This window comes from Heminiphilus faecis, assembly GCF_008728965.1.
GTDB classification, from domain to species: domain Bacteria; phylum Bacteroidota; class Bacteroidia; order Bacteroidales; family Muribaculaceae; genus Muribaculum; species Muribaculum faecis.
The window spans coordinates 48,472-63,784 of the sequence record NZ_VSMC01000010.1; the positions used below are offsets into that span (position 1 = coordinate 48,472).

The following is a 15,313-nucleotide window of genomic DNA, read 5'->3' on the forward strand; positions in this document are numbered from 1 at the left end:
ATTATCGTGAAAGATATCTTTCATCAATTGCTCTTTTTGATCCAACCTTCATGCTTGAAGTCACAGTCGCGCCAACCGTCCTCAATGCGCACATAAGTGTCTTTTATTTTCTTTTCAATCCACTCCGACACCATCTTCTCTTTTATAGAGTTTTCATACATACCTTTTATCATCTGGTAGTCATCGCTAAGGTTGGCCCTATGTCCTTCTATTCGGTTAGTCAGTTTCACAATAGCCACGATATCGCGGTTGCGTTTGGGTTCTTTCATTATAAACGGCTTTGACAGTTCACCGACACTCATGGTATTGACAGCCTTGCTGACCTCCTGCGGAAGATCGGCCATCTCGAAGCGAGTCGTGCCGTTATTATCATTCACCATAACACCTCTGCTGTTGCGAGTGTCCTTGTCCTGCGACACATAAGGCACAGCCTCCTCAAAAGTATACTTTTCACCCATAATCTCCGACCTCACGGTGTCAAGACGATGAAGGGCCTCGGTAAGATCCTTGTCGGTAACCTTTGGACGCATCAATATATGGCGCGTATTTATACGGTCGCCACGCTTCTCTATAAGCTGGATGATATGATAGCCAAATTGCGTTTCCACAATCTTGGACACTTTCTTGGGGTCGTTAAGGTTGAACGCGACCGCCGCATATTCGGGTTCAAGATGGCCGCGCCCCATGAAGCCAACCTCTCCGCCACGCATTGATGTACCGGGGTCCTGCGAGTAAAAAATAGCCTGTGTTGAGAACTCGGTCTCACCCTTGTTGACCTTATCGGCAATGTCACGCAGACGAGACTTAACCTCGTCAATCTCTTCTCTCGGAATAACCGGGTTCAAGGTCATAATCTGCACTTCGACCTGCAACGGCACAAACGGTATACTGTCGGCAGGCAACTGCGAGAAGTACTTACGTACATCCGAAGGAGTTATTTTCAGGTCCTTTGTCAGCGAATTCTGCACCTCTCTCACCTTATAAGTGTTACGTATAGCGTCGACCATTGTCTCGCGTATCTCCGGCATGGGACGGCGGTAAAATTGCTCAACCTTCTCCTGAGTGCCGAGATTGGTTATCATATAATTGATACGTCGGTCCACCTCCTGCATGACCATGGCATCCTGCACGGTCACGGAGTCAAGTTCGGCCTGATGCAAAAACAATTTTTCTATGGCAAGCTGCTCGGGAATGACACAATACGGATTGCCGTCAATCTCATTGTGTTCATAGAGCATAGTCTGGTACATCTCTTCCACTTCCGATTTGTAGATAGGTTCGTCGCCTATCCACCACACCACTTCTTCAACGATATTGTTTTGCGCCATAGACGCCATTGTCATTCCGGCGAAAGCGCATAATGTGATTGCTCTGGTTAGTTTCACTTTATTATTCTGTTATTGTATTATTTTCAATCATTTATATTCCGAGGTCAACATTCACTTTGACATCGCCCGACTTCACTCCCCTTTCAAATAAAAGCTTTCGGAGCATACGGTCATACTCCACCCTGTTCTCGTTTGCAAACAAGTCTTTTATCGACTCCTCCACAAGTTCAAACGGAGCTTCACTGCCTGAAGGAAGATACTCGGAGACACTCAATAGATATGTATACCCGTCACGTGTCATTTCAAAATTATCGTTTTTCTTCAAAAACATGTCCGGAGAACCGCCGAAATCCATCGGTATATGATTTTGGATATCATTCCAGTCTGTCCAGCGGTCACGGAAGTAATCATACTGCACTGCATCCTGCAAAGTATACTTTTCAAGTCGCTCGATATCGTCACTATTGTCAGAACAATACCACTTACGCACATCCTGCAAGCGCGGAGCATCCTGAGGCAATTTCAGGAAAATGCCCCTAACCAAGGGCTTTTTCAGAATAAAATCGCTTTTATGATTGTCATAATAAGACTTCAATGTATCGACGCTGAACCAACGACCGCCATTCTCCTCATACATGAGCCTCTTGTATTCTTTCATTATCAGGTCATTACGATACTCTTCAACCATTTTGTCGATTTTTTCAGTACCTGATATGTTTCGGACCGCAATCTCGCTTACGAGACGACTGTCAATCCACTGTTTTATATATGCTCGACAAAACAGCACACTGTCTTCAGATGAAAGCCCCAAAGGAGTGTTGTCGCGCAAATCATCGACAGTAAGCATAGACGTTCCGACAGAAGCAAGTACATCACCGTCAGCCACAGCGCCCCCGCTGCCACATGCGGTGACAGACAGTGACGAAAGCATAAATGCAATGTACTTTAATGAAATCATGTACAGTCATTATGATAATTACGTGCCAAATTTACGAAATTTTCAGCTAACGATGTATGTTTAATATAATTTTAATAAGTTTTTATATATTAAAATACAGACATGGCGGTCCGGTATCTATCCGTCCGCCATGTCTGTATCATATTTATGCTTCGTTCAATCAGTTGGAAGATGCGCTGTAGTTAGGCGCTTCGCTGGTTATAGCCACATCATGGGGATGACTTTCGGCAACTCCGGCATTGGTGATGCGGGTAAACTTGGCACTATGCAGCTTCTTTATATTCTCGGCTCCGCAATATCCCATACCGGCACGAAGGCCACCAAGCATCTGATAGGTCACTTCATAAATAGACCCCTTGAACGGCACACGGGCAGCTATACCTTCAGGCACAAGTTTGCGCGTATCGGTTTCACCGGCTTGAAAATAACGGTCTTTCGAACCCTTCTCCATAGCTTCAAGCGATCCCATACCACGATAAGCCTTATACTTGCGGCCGTTATATATGATGGTATCGCCGGGTGACTCCTCGACACCTGCCAGCATGCCTCCGAGCATAACGCAATAAGCACCGGCAGCAAGAGCTTTCACAATATCACCGGAGTAACGTATGCCTCCGTCTGCGATAAGGGGCACATCTGTGTCGGCAAGAGCCTTTGCCACATCATATACGGCAGACAGCTGCGGCACACCTACTCCGGCTATGACACGTGTGGTGCATATGGAACCCGGACCTATGCCTACTTTAACTCCGTCGGCACCATTGTCTACAAGGTAACGAGCAGCCTCACCAGTGGCTATATTCCCGACAACGACATCTATTTCAGGATATTTGTCTTTTACACTCTTCAATACTCCGACCACGCCTTTGGAGTGACCATGCGCGGTGTCTATGACTATAGCATCGACACCGGCAGCGACAAGAGCATCCACACGGTCCATGACATCGGGAGTGACACCGACGCCGGCCGCCACGCGCAAACGTCCGAGTTTATCCTTACATGCGTTAGGTTTGTCCTTGGCCTTTGTTATATCCTTATATGTCACGAGCCCTACAAGACGTCCGTCATTGTCTACTACAGGCAATTTTTCAATTTTATGCTCCTGAAGTATCGAAGCGGCCTCGTCAAGATTGGTCGATTGAGTGGTCGTCACAAGATTTTCCGAAGTCATCACTTCATCAACCAGACGGCTCATATCACGTTCGAAACGAAGATCTCGGTTTGTCACGATACCTACAAGCTTGCGGTCATCGTCAACAACGGGTATACCGCCGATATGATACTCCTCCATCATAGCCAACGCATCTTTGACCGTACTGCCACGCTTGATAGTCACCGGATCGTAAATCATGCCGTTTTCGGCACGCTTTACGGCATGCACCTGACGGGCCTGCTCTGCGATAGACATATTTTTGTGGATTACGCCTATGCCGCCTTCACGGGCTATGGCAATTGCAAGACGTGCTTCTGTTACAGTATCCATCGCTGCCGATACAAGAGGCACGTTTAATGTAATGTTGCGTGAAAACTTGGTGGTAAGATCGACACTCCGCGGAAGAACTTCGGAATAAGCCGGAATAAGGAGGACATCATCAAAGGTGAGTCCATCCATCTTTACTCTATCTGCAATAAACGACATAAGTTGAAAAATTTATTGCGCACAAAGTTAAGACTTTTTTCACATAAATAAAAATATTAGAGCCTCCACAATAAAATTTTTGACTATTTATTCATAGAATCCATCTCTAATCACGACAGACAAGTCAAAACACCGACAAAAGATAATTGCTTATAGCTCTTCTTACTTCAGCTCCTCTACATGTAAATCCATTGACCATTATCACTACGGCATGTGTAGGCCGGCCGCCGGAGTCAAGTTTATATCCTGCATAACACAGTACGCCCGACATACTACCCGATTTGAGAGCAAGACGTCCTGTCAACCGAGTTTTCGCGAGAAGACTTCTTACAGTACCCTCTTTACCTACTATAGGAAAGAGTTTTTTATAAACTCCCGCATTTTTGCCTTTGCCCATCACAGTAAGCATACGGGCCAGAAACGCGGGCGACAGACGATTGGTAACCGCCAAACCGCTACCGTCGGCAATTTTCATACCCGAAAGATTGAGACCGAGAGCTTCAAGACATCGTTTTTCCACAGCCAACGCACAATCGACCGAGTGGTCATCGCCCGACAAAGTCAGTGCACGCAGCAGGCCTTCGGCATATAGATTATCGCTCTTGAACATCATTGCACGCAAGATATCGTCACACGAAGGCGACTTCCATAACATCGGAGACTCCGATATCAATTCATCAGTTTCAATCGGCTCCTCGCTACACCCGACACCACTATCAGCCAGAGCATCGACAAAAACATCTCGAAATACCATATGAGGATAAGGCATAGAATACCTCGAGCTATAACTTTCACCAGTTATATTGCCGTAAACATACAATCTATATGAATCCTCGCCACGCATCGCCATGACATTGCCACGGCTGCCCTTTCTGACATCGCACACTACCTCAAGACCGTCAATCTTGGGTGACAACGACTCGACACCCTCTGATGACACTTTCATAGAAAAACTGTTGTCGTGCCAGTTAAATCCGTACAATCCCGCACCGTACTCCCATGCAATGTCTTCAAGCAACCAATAAGGCGACACCCCCAGCGAGGGATAAATATCCGGCACCACGATCACATCGCCAGCTATCGAGTCGATGCCTTGACCGCGAATCCACTCCACAGCTGCATCGATGAAGCGGGAAGGGCTGCCTATATGACGCGACCCAAGTGTAGGATCACCACCTCCGGTGACCACGACATTGCCGTCAAGCACATTGTTTTCAATATGGCCGTATGCACTGACAACCGTAGTAAAAGGGCTTTCCGAAGGATTGAGCGATTCCACAACAGCAGCCGAAGTAATACATTTCATAACCGAAGCGGGTATAAACACTTTCTCTGCATTATGGCTGATGACAGTTTTGCCAGTAGCAAGATCAACGATACAGACACCAATCGTAGCAGCCTCGCTACCGGAAAATCTAACAGTGTTTTGTGCCCACATAAACGACAACCAAAACAGGGCACATAGTGACAGAATCAACTTTTTCATGCTGCAAAATTACAATTTAACTACATATTTTATTCATTTTAATATGATTTATTGTTTGTATATTAAGGAAAATGCGTAATTTCGCACAAATTATTCTCATTTGTGCAATTATGGTATTAAAGACCCGCGAAAAACTGATCGACGTTGCCCGCCAACTCTTTGCCCACAAAGGCATAGAGAATACCACCATGAGCGACATCGCCAACGCATCATACAAGGGCAGACGCACAATATACACCTATTTTAAGAACAAGCGTGAAATCTACAATGCCGTAATTGAAAAAGAGAGCGAGATGCTTGTGGCAAGGTTGCGCGAGGTCGTATCGGCCGATGCATCACCCACCGACAAGCTTATGAAGTTCATTGACCTGCGTATCGATGTGGTAGCCGAGAGCGTAGCCCGTCATCATGACAATACGGTATTGCGGTCACTGCTCATACGCGAGTTCAAACGCATGGAACGCATAAGAAACCTCGCTATCGAAAAAGAACTTGAGATGCTGCGCGGCATAATGACCGAAGGTGTTGACAAAGGCGACTTCGACCCGGAGAAGACCACAGGAGTCTATTCTGCCATGATTATGCTTTTTCAAGGCATCGAACTGTCCTACATGCGCAACAATTTCTCGCAATTCGGCATAGAGCCGCAACAAATGAGACAATACATAAAACAATACGTACTGTCAGGAATAAAAAAACATTAAATATAACAACATGTATATCAACGCTACCGGCTATTATGTGCCGACCGAGAGGGTCGACAATGATTATTTCAAAGATGTGAACGGACTTACCGATGACTGGATTTACAAACGCACCGGCATAAAATCGCGCTCTAAAGCAGCCGAAGGCGAAGGCCACAATTCAATGGGCCTTGCAGCCATCGACAATGCAATAAAGACCATACCCTATGACATAAAGGACGTAGATCTTATTGTATCGGCATCTTATTCACCCTATGATACCGTAGCCACACTTGCCCATATAGCTCAGCAGAAGTATGATATCGCCGGGGCAAAGGCCATATACGTATCAGCGGCATGCTCGTCATTTGTAAACGGCCTTGAAATTATTGAAACATACTTCAAAGCAGGCAAAGCAAAGAAAGCTCTTATCATATGCTCGGAGCACAATACATATTACTCCAACGAGAGCGACCCCAAAAGCGGTCACCTGTGGGGTGACGCCGCCGTGGCCTATTTTCTGTCGGCCGACAAGGTGGCTGACAGCGACGTAGAAATCAAAGAAGTCTACACATGCGGACTCGGAAATGTAGGCAAAGGTCCTGAAGGCGTGACTCTGCGCCCAAAAGAAGGAGGCATCGAGATGCCCGACGGACGCGATGTGTTTGTCAATGCATGCTATAACATGATCAACGCCCTCGGACACGCTACTGCTCCCCACGGCATCAAGCCTGAAGAACTCGACTATATCATAACCCATCAGGCCAACAAACGCATCGTTGCACAAGTAGCTCACCAGCTTGGATTAAATGATGACAAATTCCTGAACAACATCGAGGAGCTCGGCAACACAGGCTCAGCAAGCTGCGCCTTGGTATTCGCACAAAACCGCGGCAAGTTTAATAAAGGTGAAAAAATAGGCCTAACCGTCTTCGGCGGCGGATATTCATGCGGTGCATTTTTGGTAGAGATATAATAATTACATACCTTTGTAACTGACATTAATCCAATATCAAAGTATATATGAAATTACTTGAAGGAAAAACCGCGCTCATCACCGGTGCAGCCCGCGGTATAGGAAAAGCGCTTGCGCTTCGTTTTGCCCAAGAGGGCGCCAACATAGCTTTTACCGACCTCGTCATTGATGAAAACGGCAAAGCCACTGAAAAAGAGATTGAAGCTCTTGGAGTAAAAGTAAAAGGATACGCCTCCAACGCCGCTGACTTCAACCAGACTAAAGAAGTTGTGGAAGAAGTAAAGAAAGACTTCGGATCAATCGATATACTCGTAAATAACGCAGGTATCACCAAAGACGGGCTCATGATGCGTATGACCGAAGCCCAGTGGGATGCAGTCATCGCCGTCAATCTAAAGAGTGCGTTCAACTTCATCAATGCAGTTCTGCCCATTATGTTGCGTCAGCGCGGCGGCTCTATTATAAACATGGCTTCGGTAGTAGGTGTGCACGGCAATGCCGGCCAGTCCAACTATGCCGCATCAAAGGCCGGACTTATCGCCCTTGCCAAGTCAATAGCTCAGGAAGTAGGCTCACGCGGTATACGTGCCAACGCTATCGCTCCGGGCTTCATCGAGACAGCCATGACAGCCGCTCTTCCCGACGATGTACGCGCCGAATGGGTCAAGAAGATACCACTGCGTCGCGGCGGACAAGTAAACGATATCGCCGACGTAGCCGTATTCCTTGCATCTGACATGTCAAGCTACGTGACCGGTCAGGTAATACAAGTCGACGGTGGCATGAACATGTAATATTGATTTTCAAAACCTCATCATAAAAGCATCATCATGGCCTCTCGGGCTTTGATGATGCTTTTGCCTGATTCAAATGCTAACTTACAATACACAATTAAAAAAGCTCGTACTGCCGGAGTACGGCCGCAATATCCAGCAGATGGTAGACTACTGCGTCACCATACCCGACAAAGAAGAGCGCACAGTGTGTGCCTACTCGATAATAAACTCAATGGGCAATCTGTTTCCGCAGTTGCGCGATGTCGATGACTTCAAGCACAAACTATGGGATCATCTTGCCATAATGTCAGATTTCAAACTTGACATTGACTACCCCTGCGAAATCATAAAACCGGAAAGCCTCGAAAGCCGGCCAGAACCGCTCAGCTACCGTCCGTCAAACATGAGGCTGCGGCATTACGGCAAATACATCGAGCTGATGATAGCAAAAGCCGCAACGATGGAAAACGGCGAAGAACGTGACGTGCTCGTATCGCTCATAGCCAATCACATGAAAAAAATGATGCTCGCAGTAAATCCCGACGGAGTGGACGACGCCCGCATACTCAACGACCTCGCTGTATATAGCCACGGAGCCATCAGGCTTGACCCGGCCGAGTATCATCTGTATGAGTTCAAAACAGTGCCGGCACCGGCCACATCAAAAAAGAAAAAGAAAAAATAGTCCATCCCCGATTATCATATCGCATCACCCCATGAGCACATTTATTGTTGAAGGCGGCCATCCGCTTCACGGCGAAATCACTCCGCAAGGAGCCAAAAACGAGGCTCTGCAAGTTTTGTGTGCAGTACTGCTCACTCCTGAACGTGTCGTAATAGAAAATCTGCCCGATATACTTGACATAAACAACCTTATATCGATGCTTGGAGATCTCGGAGTAAAGGTGGAGAAACTTGAACCTCACACTTATGCCTTTCAGTCCGACTCGATAAACATAGACTATCTAAGCACACCCGAATATATAAAAAAATCGGCATCGTTACGAGGCTCGGTTATGTTTGCAGGTCCGCTCGTGGCCCGGTTCGGTTATGCCGTACTGTCAAAGCCCGGAGGCGACAAGATAGGCCGTCGACGCCTCGATACCCACTTCATCGGCATAAACAAGCTGGGCGCAGACTTCGACTACAATCCCGAAAGGCATGCTTATGAAATACATGCCGGAAGCGGATTGAAAGGCACATACATGTTGCTCGACGAAGCATCGGTTACCGGCACAGCCAATATCATAATGGCGGCCGTACTTGCCGAAGGGGTGACGACAATATACAACGCAGCCTGCGAGCCATACCTTCAGCAACTCTGCAAAATGCTCGTTTCAATGGGCGCCAAAATCGAAGGGATAGGCTCCAATCTGCTTACCATAACCGGTGTGACATCGCTCCACGGGACCACCCATCGGCTCCTACCCGACATGATCGAGGTAGGTAGTTTTATAGGAATGGCAGCCATGACAGGAAGCGATATAACACTGAAAAATGTCAGCTACGGCGATTTGGGCATTATGCCCGACAGTTTCAAGCGACTCGGTATAGAACTTCAGCTATCGGGCGATGACATAATAATCCCGGCACGTGACTGTTATGAAATAGAGACATTCATGGACGGCTCCATAATGACATTTGCCGATGCTCCATGGCCGGGGCTGTCACCCGACCTGCTAAGCGTATTTCTCGTAGTTGCCACTCAAGCCCGCGGAAGCGTGCTTATACACCAGAAGATGTTTGAAAGCCGCCTGTTTTTTGTTGACAAACTTATTGACATGGGTGCCCAAATAATACTGTGCGACCCACACCGTGCCGCAGTGATTGGCTCGGGACGCCTGCATTCCCTACGTGCCACCAATATGGTGTCGCCCGACATACGCGCCGGTATAGCCATGCTCATAGCAGCCATGAGTGCCCGTGGCACAAGCAGCATCCACAACATCGACCAGATAGACCGCGGCTATGAAAATATAGACAAGCGCCTGAATGAAATCGGAGCCCATATAATGAGAGTGTCAAACTAAAAACCGGGACAGGAATGATACTGAAAGAGGAACTTACGGAAATAGGCCGTTTCGGAAAGCCGCATGGAATTCAAGGCGAAATAAATGCCACTGTCGATGATGATGTCGACGTAGATGCAATCAATAGGATAGTTGTAAATATTGACGGCATATATGTACCCTTCTTCATAAGATCTATACGCGTAAAACGTCTTGACTCTGTCATAATAGGTATCGATGACATAAACAACGAGGATCAGGCGGCACGCTTCACTAATCTTGACATATATGCGCTTATAAGCGACAATATCAGAGAAGTGCCTAACAATGACGATGACGGCTTCTATGCCGCTGACCTTATCGGCTACACAATTGTGCACGCTGACGGTCGTCCTGTAGGCAAAATAACAGATATAAACGACTCGACTGAAAACGCGCTCTTTATCATACAGTCGCCCGACGGCACTGACAAATACATACCTATAGCCGATGAACTTATCGATGAGATCAACCCCGAGAATCGGTACATAACAATGACCCTTCCCGAAGGTCTTCTCGACCTATAATTTAATTAACAACAGATGCTATAAAAGCGATTGATGATTGTCAATCCCAAAGCCGGTCGCGTATCGCAAAACGCGGACGGTGCTTTACTTCGTTGAATATCTTGCCGATATATTCGCCAACCACACCTATGCTCATGAGTATAAGACTGCCGAGAAACCACACCGAAAGCATGATGGAAGTCCATCCGTCTATAGTCGAATGGGCGAAATAGGACGAAAAGATATATATAGCCACAAGCACATCGATGAGCAGCAGCACGAGCCCCACTACAAATATGATGCGTATCGGTTTGGCCGAAAACGATGTTATGCCGTCAATAGAGAAACTGAGCATCTTGGCAAGCGGATATTTGGACTCTCCAGCCACTCGTTCATGACGCTCGTAAGTCACAACAGCCGTATCAAGACCGATCTGCGGCACTATACCGCGCAAAAACAGATTGCTCTCACCATACTCGCCCAGCAGTTCGAGTGCACGCCGACTCATCAGACGGTAGTCGGCATGGTCATAAACCGTATCAAGCCCCATGCGGTGTTGCAAAGAATAAAATGCATGAGCCGTAGTACGTTTAAACCACGTATCTGTAGCCCGACTCGACCTTACGCCGTAAACAATCTCCTTACCTTGGACAAACAGTTTTACCATTTCCACAATGGCTTCAGGATCGTCCTGAAGGTCGGCATCTATAGACACAGCCGCGTCACAAAGGTCCTTGACAGCCATAAGACCGGCAAGCAACGCATATTGGTGGCCCCGGTTATGGGCCAGCGATATGCCCTTAAGCCGCTTGTCGTCGGCATGAAGCCGCTCAATAACGCCCCATGTGCCATCACGGCTGCCGTCGTTGCTGCACAAAATGTAGCTGTCGGGCGACACAAGTCCGTCAGCCGACATACGGTCTAAAAGTCCGAGGAGCCGCGCTACCGAAATAGGCAGCGCGGCTTCCTCGTTGTAACATGGCACCACTATGGCGATTACGGGTAGCGACACGGCAATAAAGTATTAATAGTTACGTGCGAATATCACGCGACGAGCCGAGGGCTTGCCGGTGACCATACAGAATCCGGGAGTATCATCGCCGTCAAGAGGCACACATCGTATAGTGGCCTTGGTCTCGGCCTTGACCTTCTCCTCGGTCTCGGTAGTACCGTCCCAATGGGCGAGGATAAATCCACCCTTCTCAATCTCGACCTTGAACTCTTCATAGCTGTCCACGGTACGGGTCATCGACTCGCGGTGACGCAGAGCCTTCTGATAAATATTGTTCTGTATATCCTCAAGCAGGTTCTGCACGAATGCGGCTATGCCTTCAAGCGGCTCAATCTGCTTTTCGAGAGTATCGCGACGCATGACCTCGACTGTGCCGTTTTCAATGTCACGGGCGCCTATGGCAAGACGCACGGGCACACCTTTAAGTTCGTAGTCGGCAAACTTGAAGCCGGGACGACGGTTTTCTGCATCATCATACTTGACACTTATGCCGAGAGCCTTGAGCTGATTCACTATAGGCTCCACCACCTTGCTTATTTCGGCGAGCTGCTCGCTGTTCTTGTATATAGGCACAATCACCACCTGTATCGGAGCCAAGTGAGGAGGCAACACGAGTCCGTTGTCATCGGAGTGAGTCATGATAAGAGCACCCATAAGACGTGTCGATACACCCCAAGAGTTGGCCCACACATATTCGGGTTGATTATCCTTGTTGATGAATGTAACGTCAAACGCCTTGGCGAAGTTCTGCCCGAGATTGTGCGACGTACCTGACTGGAGTGCCTTTCCGTCCTGCATCATAGCCTCTATCGTGTAAGTGTTGAGTGCTCCGGCGAAACGTTCGTTGGCCGACTTGACACCCTTGATCACCGGCATGGCCATGTACTTTTCAGCAAAGTCGGCATACAGGTTTATCATCTGCACCGTGCGGGCTTCCGACTCCTCGGCAGTGGCATGGGCGCAGTGGCCTTCCTGCCACAGAAATTCGGCCGTACGCAGAAACATGCGTGTACGCATCTCCCAGCGCATCACGTTGGCCCACTGGTTGCACAACACGGGCAGATCGCGATAACTGTGTATCCAGTTCTTATATGTTCCCCATATGATGGTCTCCGATGTAGGACGCACTATAAGCTCCTCTTCGAGGCGTGCGTCGGGGTCAACGATAACGCCGTTGCCGTTGGGGTCGTTTTTCAGACGGTAGTGGGTAACTACGGCACACTCTTTGGCAAAGCCTTCGACATGCTCGGCCTCGCGGCATAAAAACGACTTCGGTATCAGAAGCGGGAAATAGGCGTTTTGCACTCCCGTCTCCTTAAACATACGGTCGAGTGTCTGCTGCATCTTCTCCCATATAGCATAGCCGTAGGGCTTGATCACCATACAGCCGCGCACCGCGCTCTGCTCAGCCAGATCAGCCTTTACCACCAGTTCGTTATACCACTTCGAATAGTCCTCACTGCGTTTGGTGAGGTCTTTTAGTTCTTTTGCCATAGCAAAATCCTGTATTTATGTTGTGTAATTTATTTTAACGGCACAAAATTAGATAAAAAACCTCATACCCACAACTTCTTATATCCTCTTTTTAGACTGTATATCGAGCCTGAGGCGAAGCCCAAAAGTACATAGCTCGACAATAGGCTGGCATAGGTGACGTACTGTCACCTATGCCAGCCTACACGATCTCCGTACATTGAGCTATCGGCCATGTTCAGGCGACAGTTCAAAGGCAGTGGCCGAGAGCCATGTGCCGTCCCACGTCTTTGACACCACGTCATTGGTCACACCGTAGGTAAGAACACTGTCGGCACCCACCTTTATGCCGTTGACAGCCACACGCGACCATCCGTAACCTTTGCTGCGATTCACCCTGACAAGCGCACTAAGGCGGTCGCGGTCAGGAAGCACGACCGAGTCGGGCACTTCAAGAGCTTTTTTAGCATCGGCCCATACAGAGCCTCCCTTGTTGCCACACACCGGCACATCGACAGCATAACGTTTATCCGCGCCATTCACGGCAAAGACCTCGCAACCGTTGCCGTCAGTACGTGCCACGGCCTGCAATGTATAAATTCCGGGCGCCACTTTCACTGTACGCACCACCTCATAGGTCATATCGCCCGATTTGTTGTAGGCATCAAGATAGAAGCGCTCTTTGTTGCCGGAATAGTGCTCGCCCGACATCATGTAATGAGCGTCAAGATTGCGGTTCTTGACCGCCCTCCACCCCTGCTCTTCAAGAAATTTAAGCTGTTCGCGATTGCGATTTTCATTAATCTGCTCACGACGCTTCTTTTGGTCCTCGGCAAGCTTTCTTTGTTTCTCTCTACGCTCTTCGCGCTGCTCTACACGCATCCTATCCAGTTCCAATCTATTTATACGCATTATATGCGCTATCTGGACCCATGAACCGATAGACAGCACCACCGCCACTACCCATGCTATGACACAACCCAAAATCACCGGTGTCGATATGGCTATAACCCGCTTCATAGACCGCATGAACACATAGACACCAAAACCTACCGTCAACGCAAGCGCCACAACCATCGATATACAGCACAACCATAGCAATGGCAACGGGCACACAGACATCATCTGCCCAAGTTCGGTATCTTTAATACCGACATTACCGATAGAAGAAAGCAGATACCAGCATATATACACAAGGAGTCCTATCAAAATCACGGCACTTATAAGCAGCACCACTGCTCCCGATACATAAAAAAACGACTTAAACAAAAAGCTCACCATACGGCCAAAACCATCGATAAACGTACGGCCTCCCGCATTATCACCGGTCGGTGTGTCATTCAGTATCTCATCACGCAGATTATCGATATTGACAGGTTCGCCGCGCATTTCAAGACGCTGTGCGGGGGTATCGGCCGCGGGTATGGCAGCCCAACATACTATATACAGCGTCATAATAAACAGAAACGGCGGCACAAAAACAGGTAGCGCAAGGATTCCGGTCAGAGTCATTAACGCCAAGATAATTACAAGCAGTCGAAGCCACTTGGGATTCACACCTATATAATATCCAAGTCCGGCAAGCACACCACCGAGTATTTTGTGCTCAACGTCGCGATACAATTTTTTAACTGCCCTGACAGGCACCTCAGGCATACCATACTCTTCACCTGCATCAGCCCCGGACGACGGCTCTGTACGGGCATCGTCATCATACACTCCACCAAGTTCCTCGGGACTGCCTATACGGTTTATTATATACTGCACGTCCTCGATAGTGACCGGCGTGTTGTTTCCGCCATGGAGCTCCCCCATCAGCTCGGCGGCCCTTGACTCTATATCATCGGCAATCTCTTTCCCTCCCTCTTGTCGCGAGAAATAAGCCCGCATATTGTCAAGATATCTCTTAAGCAATTCATAAGCATCTTCGTCTATAGGATATAATACACCCGATATGTTGACTGCTATATTCTTTTTCATAATTCTATATTGATTTAATGGTTATGACTTAATAAGATTTACTGTGGCTACAAGCGAGGCCCATGCACTGTCGAGTTGTTCGAGAAACGCCGCCCCGCTCTCGGTCAGCAGATAATATTTGCGTGGCGGCCCCTGCGTGGACTCCCGCCACTCGTAGCTTAACAGGCCGTCATTTTTCAACCGCGTAAGAAGCGGATAGAGCGTGCCCTCGACTACGATAAGTTCGGCGGCTTTCAGCCGGGCAATTATGTCAGAGGCGTAACACGACTCTTTACGCAGCAGAAGCATGACACAATACTCAAGCATACCCTTGCGCATCTGTGATTTTGCATTGTCGACATTCATTGTGATAATACTGTTTATTGGTTGACATCGCAAAGGTATGTATAATTATTGTACTATGCAATACATAGTACCTTATATTTTCCTGTATTTTTTATCTTTTCGA

The 15,313-nt window shown here is 47.9% G+C and carries 14 protein-coding genes; 6 read left to right on the plus strand and 8 right to left on the minus strand.

Translation table 11 applies throughout. The features are described from left to right. Positions 1-23: 23 nt before the first annotated feature. From FW767_RS05925 to dacB, 4 genes are all read right to left on the minus strand, one after another. Complete coding sequence (locus FW767_RS05925) at positions 24-1,343, minus strand: peptidylprolyl isomerase (protein ID WP_121699555.1); 1,320 nt, start codon at positions 1,341-1,343, stop codon at positions 24-26. Positions 1,344-1,419: 76 nt separating this feature from the next. Further along, complete coding sequence (locus FW767_RS05930; protein WP_147438780.1) at positions 1,420-2,286, minus strand: hypothetical protein; 867 nt, start codon at positions 2,284-2,286, stop codon at positions 1,420-1,422. 160 nt (positions 2,287-2,446) lie between these two features. Further along, positions 2,447-3,925: an IMP dehydrogenase gene (gene guaB, locus FW767_RS05935; RefSeq protein WP_121699553.1), complete on the minus strand. Its 1,479-nt coding sequence runs from the start codon at positions 3,923-3,925 to the stop codon at positions 2,447-2,449. A gap of 124 nt (positions 3,926-4,049) precedes the next feature. After that, positions 4,050-5,411 (minus strand): D-alanyl-D-alanine carboxypeptidase/D-alanyl-D-alanine endopeptidase, encoded by a 1,362-nt coding sequence (gene dacB, locus FW767_RS05940; RefSeq protein WP_150980399.1) that lies wholly within the window; start codon positions 5,409-5,411, stop codon positions 4,050-4,052. A gap of 110 nt (positions 5,412-5,521) precedes the next feature. Between dacB and FW767_RS05945 the strand changes: the two genes are divergently transcribed. The 6 genes from FW767_RS05945 to rimM all read left to right on the plus strand — a co-directional run bounded on the left by FW767_RS05945 (position 5,522) and on the right by rimM (position 10,421). Then, complete coding sequence (locus FW767_RS05945) at positions 5,522-6,115, plus strand: TetR/AcrR family transcriptional regulator (RefSeq protein WP_205523832.1); 594 nt, start codon at positions 5,522-5,524, stop codon at positions 6,113-6,115. A 10-nt stretch (positions 6,116-6,125) separates the two neighbouring features. Then, positions 6,126-7,070: a 3-oxoacyl-ACP synthase III family protein gene (locus FW767_RS05950; protein ID WP_121699550.1), complete on the plus strand. Its 945-nt coding sequence runs from the start codon at positions 6,126-6,128 to the stop codon at positions 7,068-7,070. Between the two features lie 47 nt (positions 7,071-7,117). Next, a complete protein-coding gene (gene fabG / locus FW767_RS05955; RefSeq protein WP_121699549.1) occupies positions 7,118-7,864 on the plus strand; it encodes a 3-oxoacyl-[acyl-carrier-protein] reductase in 747 nt (248 codons plus the stop codon). Between the two features lie 76 nt (positions 7,865-7,940). Further along, the gene (locus tag FW767_RS05960; protein ID WP_121699548.1) at positions 7,941-8,531 is read left to right on the plus strand and encodes a DUF4290 domain-containing protein; all 591 of its coding nucleotides are present in this window, start codon (positions 7,941-7,943) and stop codon (positions 8,529-8,531) included. A gap of 31 nt (positions 8,532-8,562) precedes the next feature. After that, complete coding sequence (gene murA / locus FW767_RS05965) at positions 8,563-9,876, plus strand: UDP-N-acetylglucosamine 1-carboxyvinyltransferase (RefSeq protein ID WP_121699547.1); 1,314 nt, start codon at positions 8,563-8,565, stop codon at positions 9,874-9,876. Between the two features lie 14 nt (positions 9,877-9,890). Then, positions 9,891-10,421 (plus strand): ribosome maturation factor RimM, encoded by a 531-nt coding sequence (gene rimM / locus FW767_RS05970; protein WP_121699546.1) that lies wholly within the window; start codon positions 9,891-9,893, stop codon positions 10,419-10,421. Positions 10,422-10,461: 40 nt separating this feature from the next. On the opposite strand, the gene FW767_RS05975 is transcribed toward rimM, so the two are convergent. From FW767_RS05975 to FW767_RS05990, 4 genes are all read right to left on the minus strand, one after another. Next, a complete protein-coding gene (locus FW767_RS05975; RefSeq protein ID WP_205523838.1) occupies positions 10,462-11,418 on the minus strand; it encodes a glycosyltransferase family 2 protein in 957 nt (318 codons plus the stop codon). Positions 11,419-11,424: 6 nt separating this feature from the next. Beyond that, a complete protein-coding gene (gene proS / locus FW767_RS05980) occupies positions 11,425-12,906 on the minus strand; it encodes a proline--tRNA ligase (protein ID WP_121699544.1) in 1,482 nt (493 codons plus the stop codon). A 204-nt stretch (positions 12,907-13,110) separates the two neighbouring features. After that, the gene (locus FW767_RS05985; protein WP_150980401.1) at positions 13,111-14,865 is read right to left on the minus strand and encodes a PspC domain-containing protein; all 1,755 of its coding nucleotides are present in this window, start codon (positions 14,863-14,865) and stop codon (positions 13,111-13,113) included. A 21-nt stretch (positions 14,866-14,886) separates the two neighbouring features. Next, positions 14,887-15,210 (minus strand): PadR family transcriptional regulator, encoded by a 324-nt coding sequence (locus FW767_RS05990; protein WP_121699542.1) that lies wholly within the window; start codon positions 15,208-15,210, stop codon positions 14,887-14,889. Positions 15,211-15,313: the final 103 nt, after the last annotated feature.